Source organism: Lutibacter citreus (genome assembly GCF_003260195.1).
Classification (GTDB): Bacteria; Bacteroidota; Bacteroidia; order Flavobacteriales; family Flavobacteriaceae; genus Lutibacter; species Lutibacter citreus.
The window spans coordinates 340,614-357,603 of sequence record NZ_QEIH01000006.1 but is presented as its reverse complement, the minus strand read 5'-3'; the positions used below and the strand labels follow the sequence as shown (position 1 = coordinate 357,603).

General features: G+C 32.8%; 13 protein-coding genes. 2 read left to right on the top strand and 11 right to left on the bottom strand.

The window, feature by feature from the left end:
- Window positions 1-50: 50 nt before the first annotated feature.
- The 8 genes from DAD81_RS14395 to DAD81_RS14360 form a co-directional block, all read right to left on the bottom strand.
- Window positions 51-3,113, bottom strand: a complete 3,063-nt coding sequence (locus DAD81_RS14395) for a sugar-binding domain-containing protein (protein WP_111708979.1) — start codon at window positions 3,111-3,113, stop codon at window positions 51-53.
- A 265-nt stretch (window positions 3,114-3,378) separates the two neighbouring features.
- Entirely contained in the window at window positions 3,379-4,905 is a 1,527-nt protein-coding gene (locus tag DAD81_RS14390; protein WP_111708978.1) for an alpha-L-fucosidase, read from the bottom strand.
- Between the two features lie 33 nt (window positions 4,906-4,938).
- Window positions 4,939-5,592, bottom strand: coding sequence for an L-rhamnose mutarotase (locus tag DAD81_RS14385; RefSeq protein WP_111708977.1), 654 nt, complete (start codon window positions 5,590-5,592; stop codon window positions 4,939-4,941).
- Between the two features lie 5 nt (window positions 5,593-5,597).
- Window positions 5,598-6,884: an L-fucose:H+ symporter permease gene (gene fucP, locus DAD81_RS14380; protein WP_111708976.1), complete on the bottom strand. Its 1,287-nt coding sequence runs from the start codon at window positions 6,882-6,884 to the stop codon at window positions 5,598-5,600.
- A gap of 20 nt (window positions 6,885-6,904) precedes the next feature.
- Window positions 6,905-7,921, bottom strand: a complete 1,017-nt coding sequence (locus DAD81_RS14375; protein WP_111708975.1) for a zinc-binding alcohol dehydrogenase family protein — start codon at window positions 7,919-7,921, stop codon at window positions 6,905-6,907.
- A 5-nt stretch (window positions 7,922-7,926) separates the two neighbouring features.
- The gene (locus DAD81_RS14370; protein WP_111708974.1) at window positions 7,927-8,868 is read right to left on the bottom strand and encodes an aldo/keto reductase; all 942 of its coding nucleotides are present in this window, start codon (window positions 8,866-8,868) and stop codon (window positions 7,927-7,929) included.
- A gap of 10 nt (window positions 8,869-8,878) precedes the next feature.
- Complete coding sequence (locus DAD81_RS14365; RefSeq protein ID WP_111708973.1) at window positions 8,879-9,640, bottom strand: SDR family NAD(P)-dependent oxidoreductase; 762 nt, start codon at window positions 9,638-9,640, stop codon at window positions 8,879-8,881.
- A gap of 1 nt (window position 9,641) precedes the next feature.
- Entirely contained in the window at window positions 9,642-10,724 is a 1,083-nt protein-coding gene (locus DAD81_RS14360; RefSeq protein ID WP_111708972.1) for a mandelate racemase/muconate lactonizing enzyme family protein, read from the bottom strand.
- 149 nt (window positions 10,725-10,873) lie between these two features.
- Here DAD81_RS14360 and DAD81_RS14355 point away from each other — a divergent pair, with 149 nt between their 5' ends.
- Window positions 10,874-11,725: an AraC family transcriptional regulator gene (locus tag DAD81_RS14355; RefSeq protein WP_111708971.1), complete on the top strand. Its 852-nt coding sequence runs from the start codon at window positions 10,874-10,876 to the stop codon at window positions 11,723-11,725.
- A 13-nt stretch (window positions 11,726-11,738) separates the two neighbouring features.
- Here DAD81_RS14355 and DAD81_RS14350 read toward each other — a convergent pair whose 3' ends face one another.
- Window positions 11,739-12,236 (bottom strand): MaoC family dehydratase, encoded by a 498-nt coding sequence (locus DAD81_RS14350; protein WP_111708970.1) that lies wholly within the window; start codon window positions 12,234-12,236, stop codon window positions 11,739-11,741.
- A 54-nt stretch (window positions 12,237-12,290) separates the two neighbouring features.
- A complete protein-coding gene (locus DAD81_RS14345) occupies window positions 12,291-13,772 on the bottom strand; it encodes an alpha-L-fucosidase (protein ID WP_111708969.1) in 1,482 nt (493 codons plus the stop codon).
- Window positions 13,773-13,931: 159 nt separating this feature from the next.
- Here DAD81_RS14345 and DAD81_RS14340 point away from each other — a divergent pair, with 159 nt between their 5' ends.
- Window positions 13,932-14,795 carry a helix-turn-helix domain-containing protein gene (locus DAD81_RS14340; RefSeq protein WP_111708968.1) on the top strand — a complete coding sequence of 288 codons (864 nt, stop codon included), beginning with the start codon at window positions 13,932-13,934 and terminating at the stop codon, window positions 14,793-14,795.
- 57 nt (window positions 14,796-14,852) lie between these two features.
- Here DAD81_RS14340 and scpA read toward each other — a convergent pair whose 3' ends face one another.
- Window positions 14,853-16,985: a methylmalonyl-CoA mutase gene (gene scpA, locus DAD81_RS14335; protein ID WP_111708967.1), complete on the bottom strand. Its 2,133-nt coding sequence runs from the start codon at window positions 16,983-16,985 to the stop codon at window positions 14,853-14,855.
- Between the last annotated feature and the right edge of the window lie 5 nt (window positions 16,986-16,990).

Here is a 16,990-nt window from a genome sequence, read left to right as displayed (position 1 = left end):
AAAGGAGCATCATTATTCCCGTAACATTAATAATTTTTTTCATATTTTTTCTATTTCGTATGACCAGATTTTAAAATATTAAAAAAAAGCAAATCGTTAAAAGCATTTTCAGCGTCAATGTTGTATGAAGGATGAAGTATAATTTTTCCTTTACCATAACTAATTTCTCCCATCAATACTAAAAGCTTATCTGGTCTTGCAAGCCAAGCACCGTAAGCTTTTTGCGGATAATTAGTTTCAAAAGGGTAGAATCCTTTTGGATTACCCGGAACCTCCCAACCATTTGTACCTATTGTGCTTTTTGAAGGTATGACCTGATCACCAATAAAATGATCGATATATCCCCAACCATTTCCATGCCAATAGGCTATTTGGGTACCTCCCCATTGGTTTACTGGAGTTTTTAAGATTTTTAATTGGTATAGTTTTTCAGCCCATTGTTCATCAAACTTAATAAGTAGTGTTGCTCCTTTAGAAGTTTTTTCCAAAAGTCTTTTCATATTTTCATTTTCGGGAATGTCTCCGGCAATTAGCACTGAATTATTCTCAGAAGTTTGAACACCTTCTGATTTCGTAACTATTCCTGCATCTTTTACTGCTTTTTCAGCTGCAGGCCAGTTTAGAACTTCTATATGTAAATCAGTAAGATCTTCGTTAAAGCTAGCTCTGTTTTTTAGCAAAACCTGTTCAGTTCCAAACGCTACTACTTGATCATTCTTTAAAACAGTTCCTTGTATAGTTAAATAACCGGCTTTCAATTCTTTATCAACTTGAACCGATAGTGTTTCCATTATAGTTTGGGCATAAGTATCTCCACTTTTGATTTGAATAATTGTATCTAATAAAGATGTTCTAAATTGCCCGCTACCATCTTTCAACTTCAAATTAAACTCGTATTCCCCCGATTCAAGTTTACTTTCGTTAATCAGGTGAACTCCAAATTGCATAGTATCTCCTGGATTAAAATACTTACCATTCTTTCTAAAAATAGCAACTTGTAAAGGACGATTCCAGTACTTATAATCTTCTGCAGGTCCTTTTAAATTTCGACCTTCATCAACAATAGCAGAATACCATTCCATTACTTTACCATGTTCGGAAGGTAGTTTACTGGCTCCGCCGCTCCATCCGTTTATGGCAAATCCATCCTCAGCATTATTGCTCATAATCGTTTGGTCCAAGCGGCCATTTATGTACATAAGACCCCTGCCAGCTTGTAAACTAACATCCGAAGGAGTTAATATATTTTTACTACCTGTTTCTGATAAATTATTCTGATGAAAATAGGTTTCTATTTTTGTAGCCAAAACGGAACTTGTTGAAATGTTATAACCTTTTCTGTTTAGTGGAAGTTCTTTGGCTTGTTCTTTTAATCTAACCCAATTATCAGGACCTGTATAGCAACGTACTTCTCCCCAATAAATAATATTTTCATGATGCGAAGGGTCAATTCTACCAAAAATACCATTTTTAGCTCTATCGTTAGCACTCTGATGTGACAGGAGTTCTACTTCTAAAAAACGTGAATCTGATCCAACAGTATGGTCGTCCATATAATCCAACCTGAACTTCTTATCATAAGGGCGAAGATGAGGAACTTGACCAGATGGTCCGCCAGGAACACCCCCAGATTGATTTACAATAAGTTTAGAGTTATCGATATCATGCATGTCAAGCATCGTATTTTTTCTCAATAAATCGAAAATATCACGCTCATTGGCAAGAATATATCCTACTACTGAAGGATGATTTCGTTCGCGCTTCGCCATTCGAAGACACCTATATCTCATAATTTCACCCTCGAAGGTTTTAATGCAAACACCTCCAATTTCGTTATACAACTTAATCCTTTGATCAAAACCACCTGGCTCTTCCAAAATTACTAAGCCAAGCTCATCAGCATTTTTAAACAACAAAGGGTCTCCCATATTTCTATGACAGTTTATGCCGTTGTGCCCTATAGCTTTGGCATTTTCTACACTTTTTTTGGCCATTGTATCGGTGGGATAATAACCATGGTGTGCATAATATCCCCAATCTATAGCCGATGAATGTCTGAATCGCTTTCCATTCAAATAATAATTTTCTTCATTGTTTTCATTGGCTTTTACCTCAAAAACCCTAAAACCAAAGGTTTGATTCATTGTATCACTGTAATTATCAGCTTCTATCGAGAGCTTGCAAGTGTACAATTCAGGATTGGTAACACTCCACATTTCAGCATCAGGGACTTGTATTTTTTTTGTAAAAAAAGTCTTATTATATTCTTCTATAACTACTGGATAGACAGCAGTAAAAATAGTTTTTCCATCGCGTTTAGATTGAATAGCAATTTTTAGTTTAGACGCTATGCTTTTATTTGTATGATTGTTTAATTCTGCAATTATCTCAATGTTATTTGCTTTTGCTGGCAACTCATTCTTAACAAAAATATCTTCAATAAAAACTTTATCAGAAACTAACAGTTTCACATCGCCTCCTATTCCTCCAAAATCGTGCTGTGGAGGAAAATTGTATTTACCCCATTTCACTAACGGAAAATCATTCCATCCTCTTTGTCCTCCTGGATTTGTAATACGAAAAGCTATGCTGTTTTCCTTACCTGGTACTAAAAATTTTGTGATGTCACAACTGTAAGGTGTATTAGCGATGATATCGTAGCCCGCCAATTTTTCATTTACATAAATCTCAATTCGTGTATTTTTCTTTCCAACGGAAAGACGAACAATTTTCTTTTTCCAATTTTTAGGTACATGAACACGTGTTGTAAACCAACTTACTCCATGATAACTCCATTCAGGATTACCGTTACTAAAAAGTTCTTCAACTACAACTGGTAGCTGGGTAACAACTCCTTTTTTATAAACACTTTCCCAACCACAAGAAGGAGCTTTAACTCCAATGGTTTCAATAGCTACTTCATAGGGTAAATAGAGGGTGTCGTTTTGCCATTCCGCCTCTTTATCCAGCCAAACCAACCATTCTTGTGAATTTCCAATATTGAGTTCTCTACCACTATTTATTGATTTTGTAGTTTGAGAATAAATTGGAGAGTAAAGAAAAACTAAACTCAAAATTAAAAGAATTACTAATTTATGGAATGTGATTTTCATAAATATCAATTTATATTATTGGTGATTTTATATGATTGTAAAAAGTTAATTTGCCCCATTTCTAAATATTTTTTTTGGATAGAATTTTCTGAACTTTCACACTGGAATTTAGTCATTAATTCAGGAGCTTCTTCTAAAAGAGACGTCCAAAAAAACCTTTTGAAGTTGCCCAGTTTTGTTTTTAATTGTCCTTCTTCTGTTGAGTAAATTTCAGTCTGTTCAAATTCATAAATACTTTCTAAAGATTTAGGATGGAGTTAACCCTTTAATTGATTTTAAAAGTCCAAGTATAATCAAGCGCAACATCTGCTGGCTTTTCAATTGTTAGTTTTTCATCAGTTTGGTGGAACTTCAGTTCTCCTTTATAGCCTAATAATTCAATTGACTTAATTTTAATATTTGAAGTATTCAAATAATTGATTAAAATCTCGCCGTTGGTTGGCGGTACTAATACAAAAGCGTAAATATTTCCATTGTTTTGTGTAAACCGAATATCTTCTGATGTAAATTTTTTGTCTTTACTTTCAGCCAAATGTCCTTGAGCTGCTTTTGTTGGTCCTTCACCAAACACTTCCCAATAGGTTGAGCCATAAATAGCTTCTCCATTAATTTTTAGCCACTTCCCTATTTCAAGCAATGTTTTTTGTTGATCTTCAGGGATAGTTCCGTCGTATTTAGGACCAATATTCAACAATAAACAGCCATTTTTACTTACAATATCTACCAAGTCAGCAATTAATTCTTCAGCAGATTTTGGAATCCAGTTTTTTGAATAAAACCACGAATTTTTTCCTATGGAAGTATCTGTTTGCCAATATTCTTTTCTAATTTTATCTGATTTACTTCTTTCCAAATCGAACATATGTGTTCCTTCTGGATACGATTCAAAATTGAAGTTTTTAGTTTGCAACACAACATCTTTTCCTCTGCGTTTCCCTGAATTATAATAATAAGCCGCTAACTTTTTATGATACGGAACAAACTCAGGTCTGTCTAAATAAAAATCGAACCATAAAATATCTGGCTGGTAGTTGTCTATTATTTCTTTTGTTCTAGGCCACCACGTTTTTGCTAGCCATTCTGAACTTACAGAATCTCCCATTTGGTGAGGAGGCGCATATAAATCGGCATATTTAGGATTTCCTGTATCAAAATAATCTTGTTGGTTGTAAAAATTATAGTTAAAAGCCAAGTGAGAACTCGCTCCGCTAATTAAACCTTGCTTTTTAATTTCATTAGTTAAATCCTTAAAAATATCTCTTTTTGGTTCCATTGCAACTGAATTATAGGGAGTAATACTAGATCCGTACAATGCAAAACCATCATGGTGTTCTGCAACAGGAATAACATATTGAGCACCAGCCTCTTTAAACAAACTTACCCATTCTTTTGGATTGAATTTTTCCATAGTAAATTTTGGAATCAAATCTTTATATCCAAATTCTTTTTGATCGCCAAATTTTTCTTTATGATAAGCAAAAGCTGGGTGCGGTTTTTCATTGATTACTTCTCCTGTTTGCGGATTTATAATTCCATTATCCAAATACATCCAACGAGGATACCAATCTGTGTACAATTCAGCAACTGAGTTAGGTCCCCAATGAATAAAAATTCCAAATTTTACATCTTTCATCCATTGCGGAATCTTGTATTGCTCAAGGCTTTCCCAGTTTTCTTCATAGGTGATTTTATTTTCAACCTTGCTTTCAACTTTTTCAGGTTTAGTAACCTTACAAGCAACTATTGAAGTAAAAAGTAAAAGAATTATTAATTTATGGAATGTGATTTTCATAAGTTTCAATTTTATATTATACGTGATTTTCTATCATTGTGAAAAGCTAATTTTTTCCATATCTAACCATTTTTCTTGGATAGAACTTTCTGCATTTGTACGCTGAAATTTCGCCACGTACTCTTGCCATTCATTTTCACGTGGAAGTTTCTGCCATAAAGGGCCTACTTTTTCTAAATTAAAATCTAGTTTGGTGTCCATTATCAAAAAGGCTTGGTTATTATTTAAATATATTTCCATATCCTTAACACCTACCTGTTTCATATTTGCTGTTATTTCTGGCCAAGCGAACCCTATACTATGTATTTTCTTGTATTCGGTTATTAATTCGGGATCCTCTTTTAATAATAATGTCCAAACAAACCTTTTGTTCTCACTTAGCATTATTTTCAACTGTCCTTCTTTTTTAGCGTAAACTTCTTTTTGTTTAAATTCATAAATTCGTTCTAAAGGTTCTAATTGAACTTGGCCAATTCTAAACATTTTTTTTATATCAAAAAAGTTTATGTTTGGAAGTACATCTACAATAAAAAAATATTGATTTTCCTTTTGATATCCTTCCAAATTAAGAATTCCTAAAGTACCTAACGTTACTGCATCATTCGTTAAAAAGGGATGTATGGTATCTTTGGAATTGGTATCTACGAAAAATGTAAAACGCCTAAATTGATTTACTAAATATTTCATAAAATCTAATTTGAAACTTTAGCGATTTCTTTAATATTAACTTTATGACCTTTAATAGCAAAAAACAATAAGTACACATAACAAATTAGTGGAATAATGAACGAATAACGAATGTTAGAAACATCAGAAATATAACCCATTAATGGAGGAACAATAGCACCACCAACAATACCCAACAGAAATACTGATGAGCCTGTTTTTGTATATCCACCTAAATCTTTCATACTCAAACTAAAAATAATTGGATATACTATTGAAGTAAACAAACCCACAGAAGCTAAGCATCCTAAAGAGAGATAGCCGCTTGTTGTCATAGCAATAGATACCATAATAAAAGCACCAATACTACAGAAAGCTAAAACTCGTGCTGGTTTAAATATATTTAAAATATAAACTCCTGCCAATCGACCAGCCAATACTAATGCCATAAATATGGTAATAAATATCGCCGAATTCTGCTCGGTTAAGTCTGGGATATTCAACCATTTTGCATAACGAATGATAAAACTAACAATACCAACTTCGGCACCTACATAAAAGAATTCTGCGCCTACTCCATAAAGCGTATGCTTGAACTTTAAAATATCTTTAAGTGGCTTTTTTTCTGAGGAATCACCGTCGCCATCTTTAATTTCAGGTAAGTGAACAAAAAGTACAACAATTGCTATTAAGGCAAGAATACCACCTAATATTAAATAAGGAGCTTTAACCAAATCTGCTTCACCTGTTAAAAAAGTTTGTAATTCTTCATTCGAAAAAGCATCAATGGTTGTTTGTTCAATATCTACTTCGTGCAACAAGAGTTTTGCGGCAAGAAAGGGCGCAATAGTTGCACCTACCGAACCTATTGCAGCAGATAAACTAAGTCTACTTGAAGCGCCATCAGGATCTCCCAATTTTGTAATGTATGGAGATGCAGTTACTTCTAAAATAGCAAAACCTGCCGCCATTATAAATAATGCGGCTAAAAAGAAAGAATAGATTCTAGTTTCTGCAGCTGGAAAAAATAAAAATGCTCCTAATGCTGCTACTACCAGCCCTGTAATTATACCAGTACGATATCCTTTTTTTTGAATGTACCATCCTGCCGGAAGGGCTATAATAAAATAAGCTCCAAAAAAAGCAGATTGGACTAATGAAGACTCAAAATCTGTTAATTCACATGCTCGCTTCAAATGTGGAATTAATACATCGTTAATATTCCTACTCAAATTCCAAAAAAACATCAACAACATGATGATGATTAATGGAACTAAATATTTTGAAGTTGTTATACTTTTTGATGTGGACATAGTTAGATTTTGATTTGTTATTAAAATTCAATTATAGCTTTAATTAAATCTTTATGAGTATAAAGTTTTTCAAATTCTGTAGGAACATCATTAAAACTCATTCGATGTGTAATAAAAGATGTTGCGTCAATTTTACCTGACTCAATTAATCTTATAATTCTTGCAAAATCTTCACCCATTGCTGCTCTACTGGATTTAAGTGTTAGTTCTTTTTTATGAAACGAAGGGTCGTGAAAAACTACATCTCCCATAAAAAGACCAATAAATACAATTGTTCCACCCGCAGCTGCATATTTAAAGGTATTCATCATAGAAGTTGAATTACCAGTTGCATCTAATATTACAGTAGGTAAGTCTCCGTTTAAAAGAGTTGTTAATTCTTCCTCAACATTTCCTAAAGCATTAATAGTGTCTTTTACTTTAGTAATTTCTTGACATCTTTTTAGTTTAGCATTATCAATATCCATTGCGATTACTCTCGCTCCCTTTAATTGTGCAAATTGAATGGTACCTAAACCAATTGGTCCTACTCCAATTACTAAAACAATATCTTTTTCGTTAATATTTGCTCTGTCAACAGCATGACATCCTATAGCTAAAGGTTCTATCATTGCCAATTGATCATCTGTTAAAGAATTTGTTACGTGTAAAAATTTAGCTGGATACTCAAAATATTCTTGCATTCCGCCATCTACATGTACACCTAAAACTTGTAAGTGTTCTCCACAATTAGTTTTACCTCTTTTTACAGCTTGTCCAACAATATCATTGTAATATGGCTCTACAGAACATTTATCCCCAACTGCAACATTAGTAACATCATTTGCTACTGCCACTACTTCAACGGCCAATTCATGTCCTAAAATTCGAGGATAGCTAAAAAATGGTTGTTGCCCCTTAAATGCGTGTAAATCGGTTCCACAAACTCCAATTTTATTTACTTTTAAAAGTGCATTTCCAGATGATAATTTATTAGTAGGTTTTTCAATGTTTAATTGTTCCCAAATACCAGGTTCTTTTAATCTTATTATCTTCATTTTGTTTATTTATTTAGAATACAATTCGTTACTTCATTAAATATTTCTTCTGATAATTTTCCTGCAGTCCAGTCGTCAATAGTTGCTTTAATTTGTTCTGGTGTTCTTGCACCCATTACTACTCTGTCAGCTTCTTTTATTGAAAATAAATAACGTTGAGAAAGGGTAGCCAATGACATTCCGTATTTATCTGCAACAGTTTTTACACGAAAAGCATTCTCTAAATCTTGTTGTGTTATCCACTCTCCATCAACACCTTCATTTTTATACGTGTCAAAGCGATTTCCTAATAAAGAAAAATGTAAAGCAGAAGCCGCATAATATGCTATACCTTCTTTTTGATATTTCTGAATTTCACCATTAAAAGCCGATAAATTACATGCATCCATATGTAAAAAACCAGAAACTACATCAAAATTTTCTTTGGTGATAAATGGCTCAAATTCAAGAGAAGGATTTCCTCCAACACCAATTGAGTTAACTAATCCTTCCGATTTAAAATTTTGTAAAGTATTTAATATTTCGTTTATTTTTTCAATAGGCACCAATTGAGGTTCATGTAAAAACAATAAGTCTATTTTATCTATACCTAAAGTTTGAAGGCTATTATCAAGACTTCGCTTCAAACCATCTGAACTATAATCTAGTTTTGTTTCAAAAGCATCTTTTCCTTTTAAACGTCCAATTTTTGTGCTTATAAAAGGTTTTTTTCCTTTCCATTCTGCTAAAGCCATTCCTACATAATATTCTGCATTGGCATAAGATGGAGCAGTGTCTAAGGCTTCTATTCCATTTTCAAAAGCATAAATTAAAGCATCTATGGAATCTCTTTGTTCTACTTTTCCCCAAACGCCACCTAAACCAGAAGTACCGTAAACCAATCGGCTCTCGTTATTAAAAGCAGAACTTTTAGTGTAATCACCAGTTATATATGTTGGTTTTTTCATTGTTTTTTATTTAGAAATTTACGGTTGCACCACCATCAACAGGTAATACAACTCCTGTAATATATTTTGCAGCTTCAGAACTTAAAAATACTGCCGCATTACCAATATCACTTGTTTGTCCAAAATGATCCATAGCAATTCTATTAGTAATTTGTTGTTTTCTTTGCGGGTCGTTATTTATTGCATTTAAAAACATATTAGATTCTATCCAACCAGGAGCAATTGCATTTACACGAACATTACTAGTTGAATACTCTGTGACTAATGCATTTACCAATCCCGTTAAAGCAGTTTTAGACGTTCCGTAAGCAACAACTTTATCAATACCAAATATACCAGCCATAGAACCAATCATTATTATTGACCCTTTTTTTCTTTGAAGCATATATTTTGCACATTCTCTCGTTAAAGCAAACACACTAATTACATTGGTTTGTAAGATTTTTTCAAAATCTTCATCGGATGTTTCTTGAGCCATTCCTTTATAATGGATTCCAGCATTGTTTATTAATACCTCAATAGGTCCAATATTAGTTTCAATATCCTTTACTAAGTTTGGAATTTCCTTTTTGTTGGTAATGTCATTTACTCTGTAATGAACATTATCTCCTAATTCAGCAACTGCATCTTTTAGTACTTGTTTTCTACGACCAGTTATAACTACAGTAGCTCCAGCTTCATGATATGCTTTTGCAATACCAAGTCCTATTCCTGTTCCTCCTCCAGTAATTAAAGCAATTTTATTTTCTAATGAAAAAACTTCTAATCCCATATTATTTTATTTCAGTTAAATAATCATCTATAAAGTTAAATCCCCAACCTGGTAAATTATGTGGTTTTGCATAACCATTTTCTATTACCATTGGGTTATCAATTAATGGATCCACCCAATCAAAAGATTCTGCACCAACACCATTTGGAATTGTGCACAATAAAGGCACATCGTAATCTTTGTAATAATGAGGTAATACTGGCAAGTGAAAACTATGCGCCAAGGCTGCGCTTTCTCTCCAAGCTTCTACACCTCCAATTCTTAAAATATCTGGTTGCCAAATATCCAAGGCATTTCTTGTAACTAATTCTCGAAGCGGTAAAGAATCAAATTCTCTTTCTCCCATTGCTAAAGATATACCTGTTTGATTTTTTAAAACTTGATAAGCTAGAAAATCTTGATGATTTACAGGCTCTTCAAACCAATTGATATTTAAATCTTTAGCTCCGTTTGCTAGTTTAATAGCTGATGGTAAATTCATTCCTTGATTGGCATCCATCATAATATCTATATCGTTTCCTACAGCTTCTCTAACTTTTCTTAAACGTTCTAAATCTGTACTAACTTTTGGTGAGCCAACTTTAATTTTTACAGCTTTAAATCCTCTATTGGCATAATCTGTAACTTCTTCAATTAGTTCATCTATACTATATGATATCCAACCTCCACTACCGTAAATATTTACTTTCTCTTTAGTGGCTCCTAATAATTTGTAAATAGGTTGATTTTGAGCTTTGCCCCAAGCATCCCACATTGCAATATTAATAGCTGCTTGTGCCCAGCTTAATAAACCTTGATTTCCAAAATATTCAAATAAATCATCTAATTTCTTACTCAACAAACCAGTTTCATAGGCTTTATATCCTTTTACAACAGGAATTAAATCTTTTAAAGCTCCAATTATTGCATTGGGTGAATATTGAAATGATAATAGGTATGATTCACCTATAATTCCATTTTCAAGTTGAATTCTTAAAACAATAAAAGAAATTTCAGTGAGTGTATGAGTGGCATCCGAAATTGGTTTTTTTAAAGGTGTAGATGCTTTAAAAATTTTAAGGTCTCTTATTTCTAAATTTTTCATTTTAAATTAGGTATTTATTGATGCAAATATCATTAATTTGTTTGTTGAATTAATATAGAATATTACACTAACTATGTACTATATTGATTAATATTGATTTTGCTTTTAAATTTACATCAATAGTTTGCATTTTTTAGTATTTTTATTTTATGAAGGCTCAATTAAAACAAGTTACTACATCACCAAATAATTCATTTAAAGTTAAACTATTTGAGGAGAAAGAATTTAAGGCAGAATGGCATTTTCATCCACAATATGAACTTACCTTTATGATACAAAGTACAGGGATTAGATATGTTGGAGACTCAATGCATCAATTTAATAGAGGTGATTTAGTTTTAGTTGGTAAAAATGTGCCACATTCTTGGAAAACTATTGACACAAAAAACGAACAAGTTAAGTGTGTTATTATTCAATGGGATGACTCATTATTTAATAATTGGATTGATAAGCCTGAATTTACAAGTATAAAAAAAATGCTTTTAAAATCGAGTTATGGAATTTCATTCGATATAAAAACTGCTCTTTCTCTTGAAAACTCATTTAGTGCTATTTATAGCCAAACCCCATTTGAACGCATTTTAACTTTTTTAAACATCTTAAATGTTTTAGCTACCAATGCAACTATTGAATTGTTAGCAGGTCCAAGTTTTGGTAAAGATCTTTCTTTAAAAGAAAGTACTAGAGTTAATGTGATTAACAGCTATATTAAAGATAATTATCAAAATGAACCTACTCTAACTGAATTATCAAATAAGTTATCTTTAAGTAAAGAAGCTTTTTGTAGATTTTTTAAAAAAACTTTTGATAAAACGTATTCAAATTATGTTAACGAATATAAAATTACAATTGCAAGTAAAATGTTAATAGAGACTGATTTATCAGTATCCCAAGTAGGGTATGAGTCCGGTTTTAATAATTTGTCTTTTTTTTATAGACAATTCAAAAAGTATAAACAAGTATCACCTAAAACTTACAGACAATTATATCAGAGGATTTAATGTTTTTAACTATTTATACATTTTTTACTTCTCTATATTTTACTGTTTGTAAATGCTCACAATACAATACCAATTCTCCTGGTTGTTTATAAACTTCATAGCTTACTGTTATTAAACCCATTTTTTCGTATTTAGGTTTTTTATGTAAATGAGTACGGACGGTATATATGGTATCACCAATAAATACAGGTTTAATAAATCGTAATTTGTCGTAGCCGTAACTAAAAGTGTTGACATTATTATTTGCCATTAAGCCCAAACCTAGACTGAACACCATGGCTCCTGCAACTAATCTTTTACCAAAAAGTCCTTCGTTTTCTGCAAATACTTGATCCCCAACATATGGATGCATATCTAATACCAATCCATTAAACATCATAGCTTCTCCTTCTGATATTGTTCTACTTATTGATCGGTCTTTTTGACCTACTTTAAAATCTTCATACATCCATGTTTCTGTGTTGTATAATGGAATGTCTTTATGCTGTGATAGAGGTGTTTTTTCTGGCATATCTATTAATTTTAAATGTTTTTTTTATTAATATATTTTTGTTAGAATCACTAATTAATTTATTCTAAAAACAAAGGCGTGTTCACATGGTTTTTTAGCTGGTAATTGAATTTCCAATGCATTTTCAGTTTGTATCCATTTCAATTTTGAATCATGACCAATTAATTCAATTTTTTCTATTTTACCATTGTAACTTGTAGAACTCAATGATCTAATAGGAAGAACTCCAGATTCAGGCCAACCTAATGCAATTGCATATAATTGTCCATCACGAGTGGTAAAACGGATATCTTCATCACCAAAACCATCAAATTGCATATCAGCTAAATGTCCTGTTTTTGTTTCTGTAGGACCTTCACCGTAAATAAGCCAAGGGCGACTTTCATAAATAGCCTCTCCATTCAGTTTTAACCATTTACCCATTTCTCTTAAATGTTGTTTTTGGTCTTCAGGAATAGTTCCGTTTGGATGTGGAGCAACATTTAGTAAAAGGTTACCGTTTTTACTAACAATATCTACCAAATCGTCAATCAAATTGTTGGTTGGGTAGCATTTTAAATCCTTGTGCCAAATCCATAACTTTTTGGATATTGAATTGTCAGTTAACCAAGGTTCTGGATATATTTTTGGCATACGATTGCGCTCCAAATCAACAGTTCCTGTTCCAAGTGGAAAGTCAGGGCGTTTAAACGTTAATACAAATTCTTGATTATTTTTTGCTGCATGATTGTACGCATAAGCCATCATCTCCTGACGTACTTTTTCCGATAGTATTTGTACTCGATTATCAAACCAAAGTAAGTCGGGTGAGTAACCGTCAACTACTTCTTTCACTTTTTCTAGCCAAACACGTTCAAATTGGTCACTTGGCATTGGATTTACTTTGTAATAACCTTTGGTGTCTTTTGTTCTCCAAGCTGTTTCTGGTACTTTTTCACCATATAAAGAAGCATTCTTAGGGTTGGCACAATCGGTGCTTTCATTCCAAGTTGGGAACCATCCCCATAACCACGAGTGGTGTAGGCTTACGACATATTTTAAGCCCCGTTTACGAATGGCCTTTTCCATCTCGGCAACCACATCTCGTTTTGGCCCCATATCAACGGCATTCCAAGGATTTACTTTTGAATCCCACATAGAAAAACCATCAGCGTGTTCTCCTGCAGGGCCAGCAAAACGAGCACCTGCTTCTACAAATAAATCTGCCCATTCATCGGCGTTAAATTTAGGAGCAGTAAATAGAGGCACTAAATCCTTATAACCAAACTTGTCTTGATCTCCATAGATTTCTTTATGAGAAAGGTAGTTAGGGTGTTCTTTATTGTACATATAATGTCCGTACCAATCAGAAGGACATTCAGGAACAGAATAAACACCCCAGTGTGTGTATATTCCAAACTTGGCATCCTGAAACCACTCGGGGCATTCATATTGTGAAAGTGATTCCCAATTGGCCTCATATTTATCTTGTCCAAAAATAAATTGACAGCTAATAAATAAAGTAACTATAATTAATGTTTTCTTTAATAAATTCATGTTCAAAGTTTTATAATACTCATTAACAAAGGTAAATATTATAAGGAATACCAAATTGAACAAATACTTTCAATAATTTAACAAAACCGACTTCGTGTTGTGTTTTAATTTTAACTTTTTTTGAAGATATTCGTATAATAATATAGTCATATAGTAAAAATGGATAATATTGGTCTTTTACAAAAACTATCATTTAATGTGTCTTTTGTTGAACATTGTCGACTTGGTAGAGAGTGGGATTATTCAAATATCACAAGCCCATTCACAAGATTATACCTCATTACAGATGGGGAAGCGTATATCTATTTGAGGGATCAGAAAATTAAGCTTCGAAAAGGTTACCTATACTTAATTCCAAGTTTTGAGCAATGCAGCTATCAGTGTAATGATTTTATGGAGCAATATTATTCAACATTTACCATTCAGCTTCCAAATAAATTAAGCATTTACCAATTGTATTACTTCAATATTGAAATTAAAGCGAGCTCATTTCATTACGAATTGTTTGAAAGATTGTGTGGAGCAAATCCTAATATGAGTCTACCGTCAGGTGATCCTTTAATTTACCAGAAAATGAACTTGAATGCACTTAAGAATAAGCAAAGTGGAGCAAAAGAGAATTTGGTTTCAAGTGGAATAATTAGCTTATTACTTTCTGAGTTCATAAACTCGACTAAAATGGAATTGAAAACTGAACCAATGAATAGAATCCCAGAATCTATCTTGTTTATTCATCAAAATCTTAGCAATCGCCTTACGGTATCTGATTTGTCAGCAAAATATTCGATGTCATCAGATCATTTTACTCGAAAATTTAAGGAGTTAACAAAGCAAAACCCCATTGACTATATCAATAGACAACGAATTGAAAAAGCACTCTTATTACTGAATACAACATCATATTCGTGCAAAGAAATTGGATACCAATGTGGTTTCAATAGTAACACCTATTTCTGTAAAATATTTAAGAAATATGTTAAGTTTTCACCCAATGATTACAGAATGAGTTTAGATAAATTATAAACGCAATAAAGCCCAACAGTTTAATGTTGGGCTTTTAATATAGTTGAAATTTAAAGCTTACTCTTGCTCTAAATATTTTTCCATAATTGTAATCGCTGATTCTGAAATAACAGTACCAGGACCAAATACAGCAGCTACTTTTCTTTCGAATAAGTAATCATAATCTTGCGCTGGAATAACTCCACCTGCAAATACCATAATATCAGGTCTTCCTAAACGAGCTAATTCTTCAATTAATTGAGGAATTAATGTTTTGTGACCAGCAGCTAAACTTGATGCACCTACAAAGTGAACATCGTTTTCAATAGCTTGTTTTGCAACCTCTTCAGGAGTTTGGAATAATGATCCCATATCTACATCAAAACCTAAATCAGCGAAACTAGATGCAACAACTTTTGCACCTCTATCGTGACCATCTTGACCCATTTTTGCAATCATTACTCTTGGTCTTCTACCTTCAATTTCAGCAAACTTATCTGCTAATTTTTGCGCTTTTGCAAACGTACTATCGTTATTTACTTCTTTACCGTACACACCACTTATTAATTTAGTTTCAGCTTTATGTCTTCCAAAATGAATTTCTAAAGCATCAGAAATTTCACCTAAAGTAGCAAAATTTTCAGCAGCTTCAACAGCTAATTCTAATAAGTTACCTTCTCCAGTTCCAGCACATTTTTCTAATGCAGCTAAATTGGCAGCAACAACTTCTGAATTACGATCAGCTTTCATTTTGTTTAAACGCTCAATTTGAGAGTCTCTTACAACTGTATTGTCAACATCTAAGATTTCAATGTTAGTTTTTTCAGTAGTTTTGAATTTATTTACTCCAACTAAAATATCTTGACAAGAATCTAAACGAGCTTGTTTACGAGCAGAAGCTTCTTCAATACGTAATTTTGGAACTCCAGTTTCAATAGCTTTAGCCATTCCACCTAATTCTTCAACTTCTTCAATTAATTTCCAAGCTTTCTTCGCTATTTCTTGAGTTAAGTACTCAACATAGTAAGAACCAGCCCAAGGATCAACTGCTTTAGTCATTTGCGTTTCATCTTGAATAAAGATTTGCGTGTTACGTGCAATTCTTGCAGAGAAATCTGTTGGTAAAGCAATAGCTTCATCCAATGCATTTGTATGTAAAGATTGAGTTCCTCCTAACGTAGCAGCCATTGCTTCAATACAAGTACGAGATACGTTATTGAAAGGATCTTGCTCACTTAAACTCCATCCTGAAGTTTGACTATGCGTACGCAATGCCATTGACTTTGGATTTGTTGGGTTGAAAGACTTAATGATTTTTGCCCAAAGCATACGTGCAGCACGCATTTTTGCAATTTCCATAAAGTGATTCATTCCTACAGCCCAGAAGAACGATAAACGAGGAGCAAACTCATCAATTTTTAAACCAGATTTTAATCCAGTTCTAATGTACTCCATACCATCTGCTAATGTGTAAGCCAATTCAATATCTGCAGTTGCACCAGCTTCTTGCATATGGTAACCACTAATTGAGATTGAGTTAAACTTAGGCATATTTTTAGTGGTGTAATCAAAAATATCACCAATAATTTTCATTGAAGGTAATGGTGGGTAAATGTATGTATTACGAACCATAAATTCCTTTAAAATATCATTCTGAATAGTTCCAGAAAGTTTATCTAAAGAAACACCTTGTTTTCTTGCAGCAGCAATATAAAAGGCCATAATTGGTAATACAGCACCATTCATTGTCATAGAAACTGACATTTTATCTAATGGAATTTGATCGAACAAAATTTCCATATCTAAAATAGAATCTATAGCAACACCGGCTTTACCAACATCACCTGTTACACGTGGGTGATCTGAATCATATCCACGGTGTGTAGCTAAATCAAAAGCAACTGAAAGTCCTTTTTGACCTGCAGCTAAATTTCTTCTGTAAAAAGCATTTGACTCTTCCGCAGTAGAAAAACCTGCATATTGACGTATAGTCCAAGGACGCATTGCGTACATTGCACTATAAGGTCCTCTTAAAAAAGGAGGCATACCAGCAGCGTAACCTAAATGCTCAGCTTCTGAAATATCTTCTTTTGCAAATTGTTTTTTTACTGGGATTCCTTCAGGAGTATTCCAAACGTCTTGATTCTCTGAAGTTGCAGCTGTTTGTTGTACAGCTGAATTTAATTTAATATCTGAAAAATCTGGTTTCATACTTC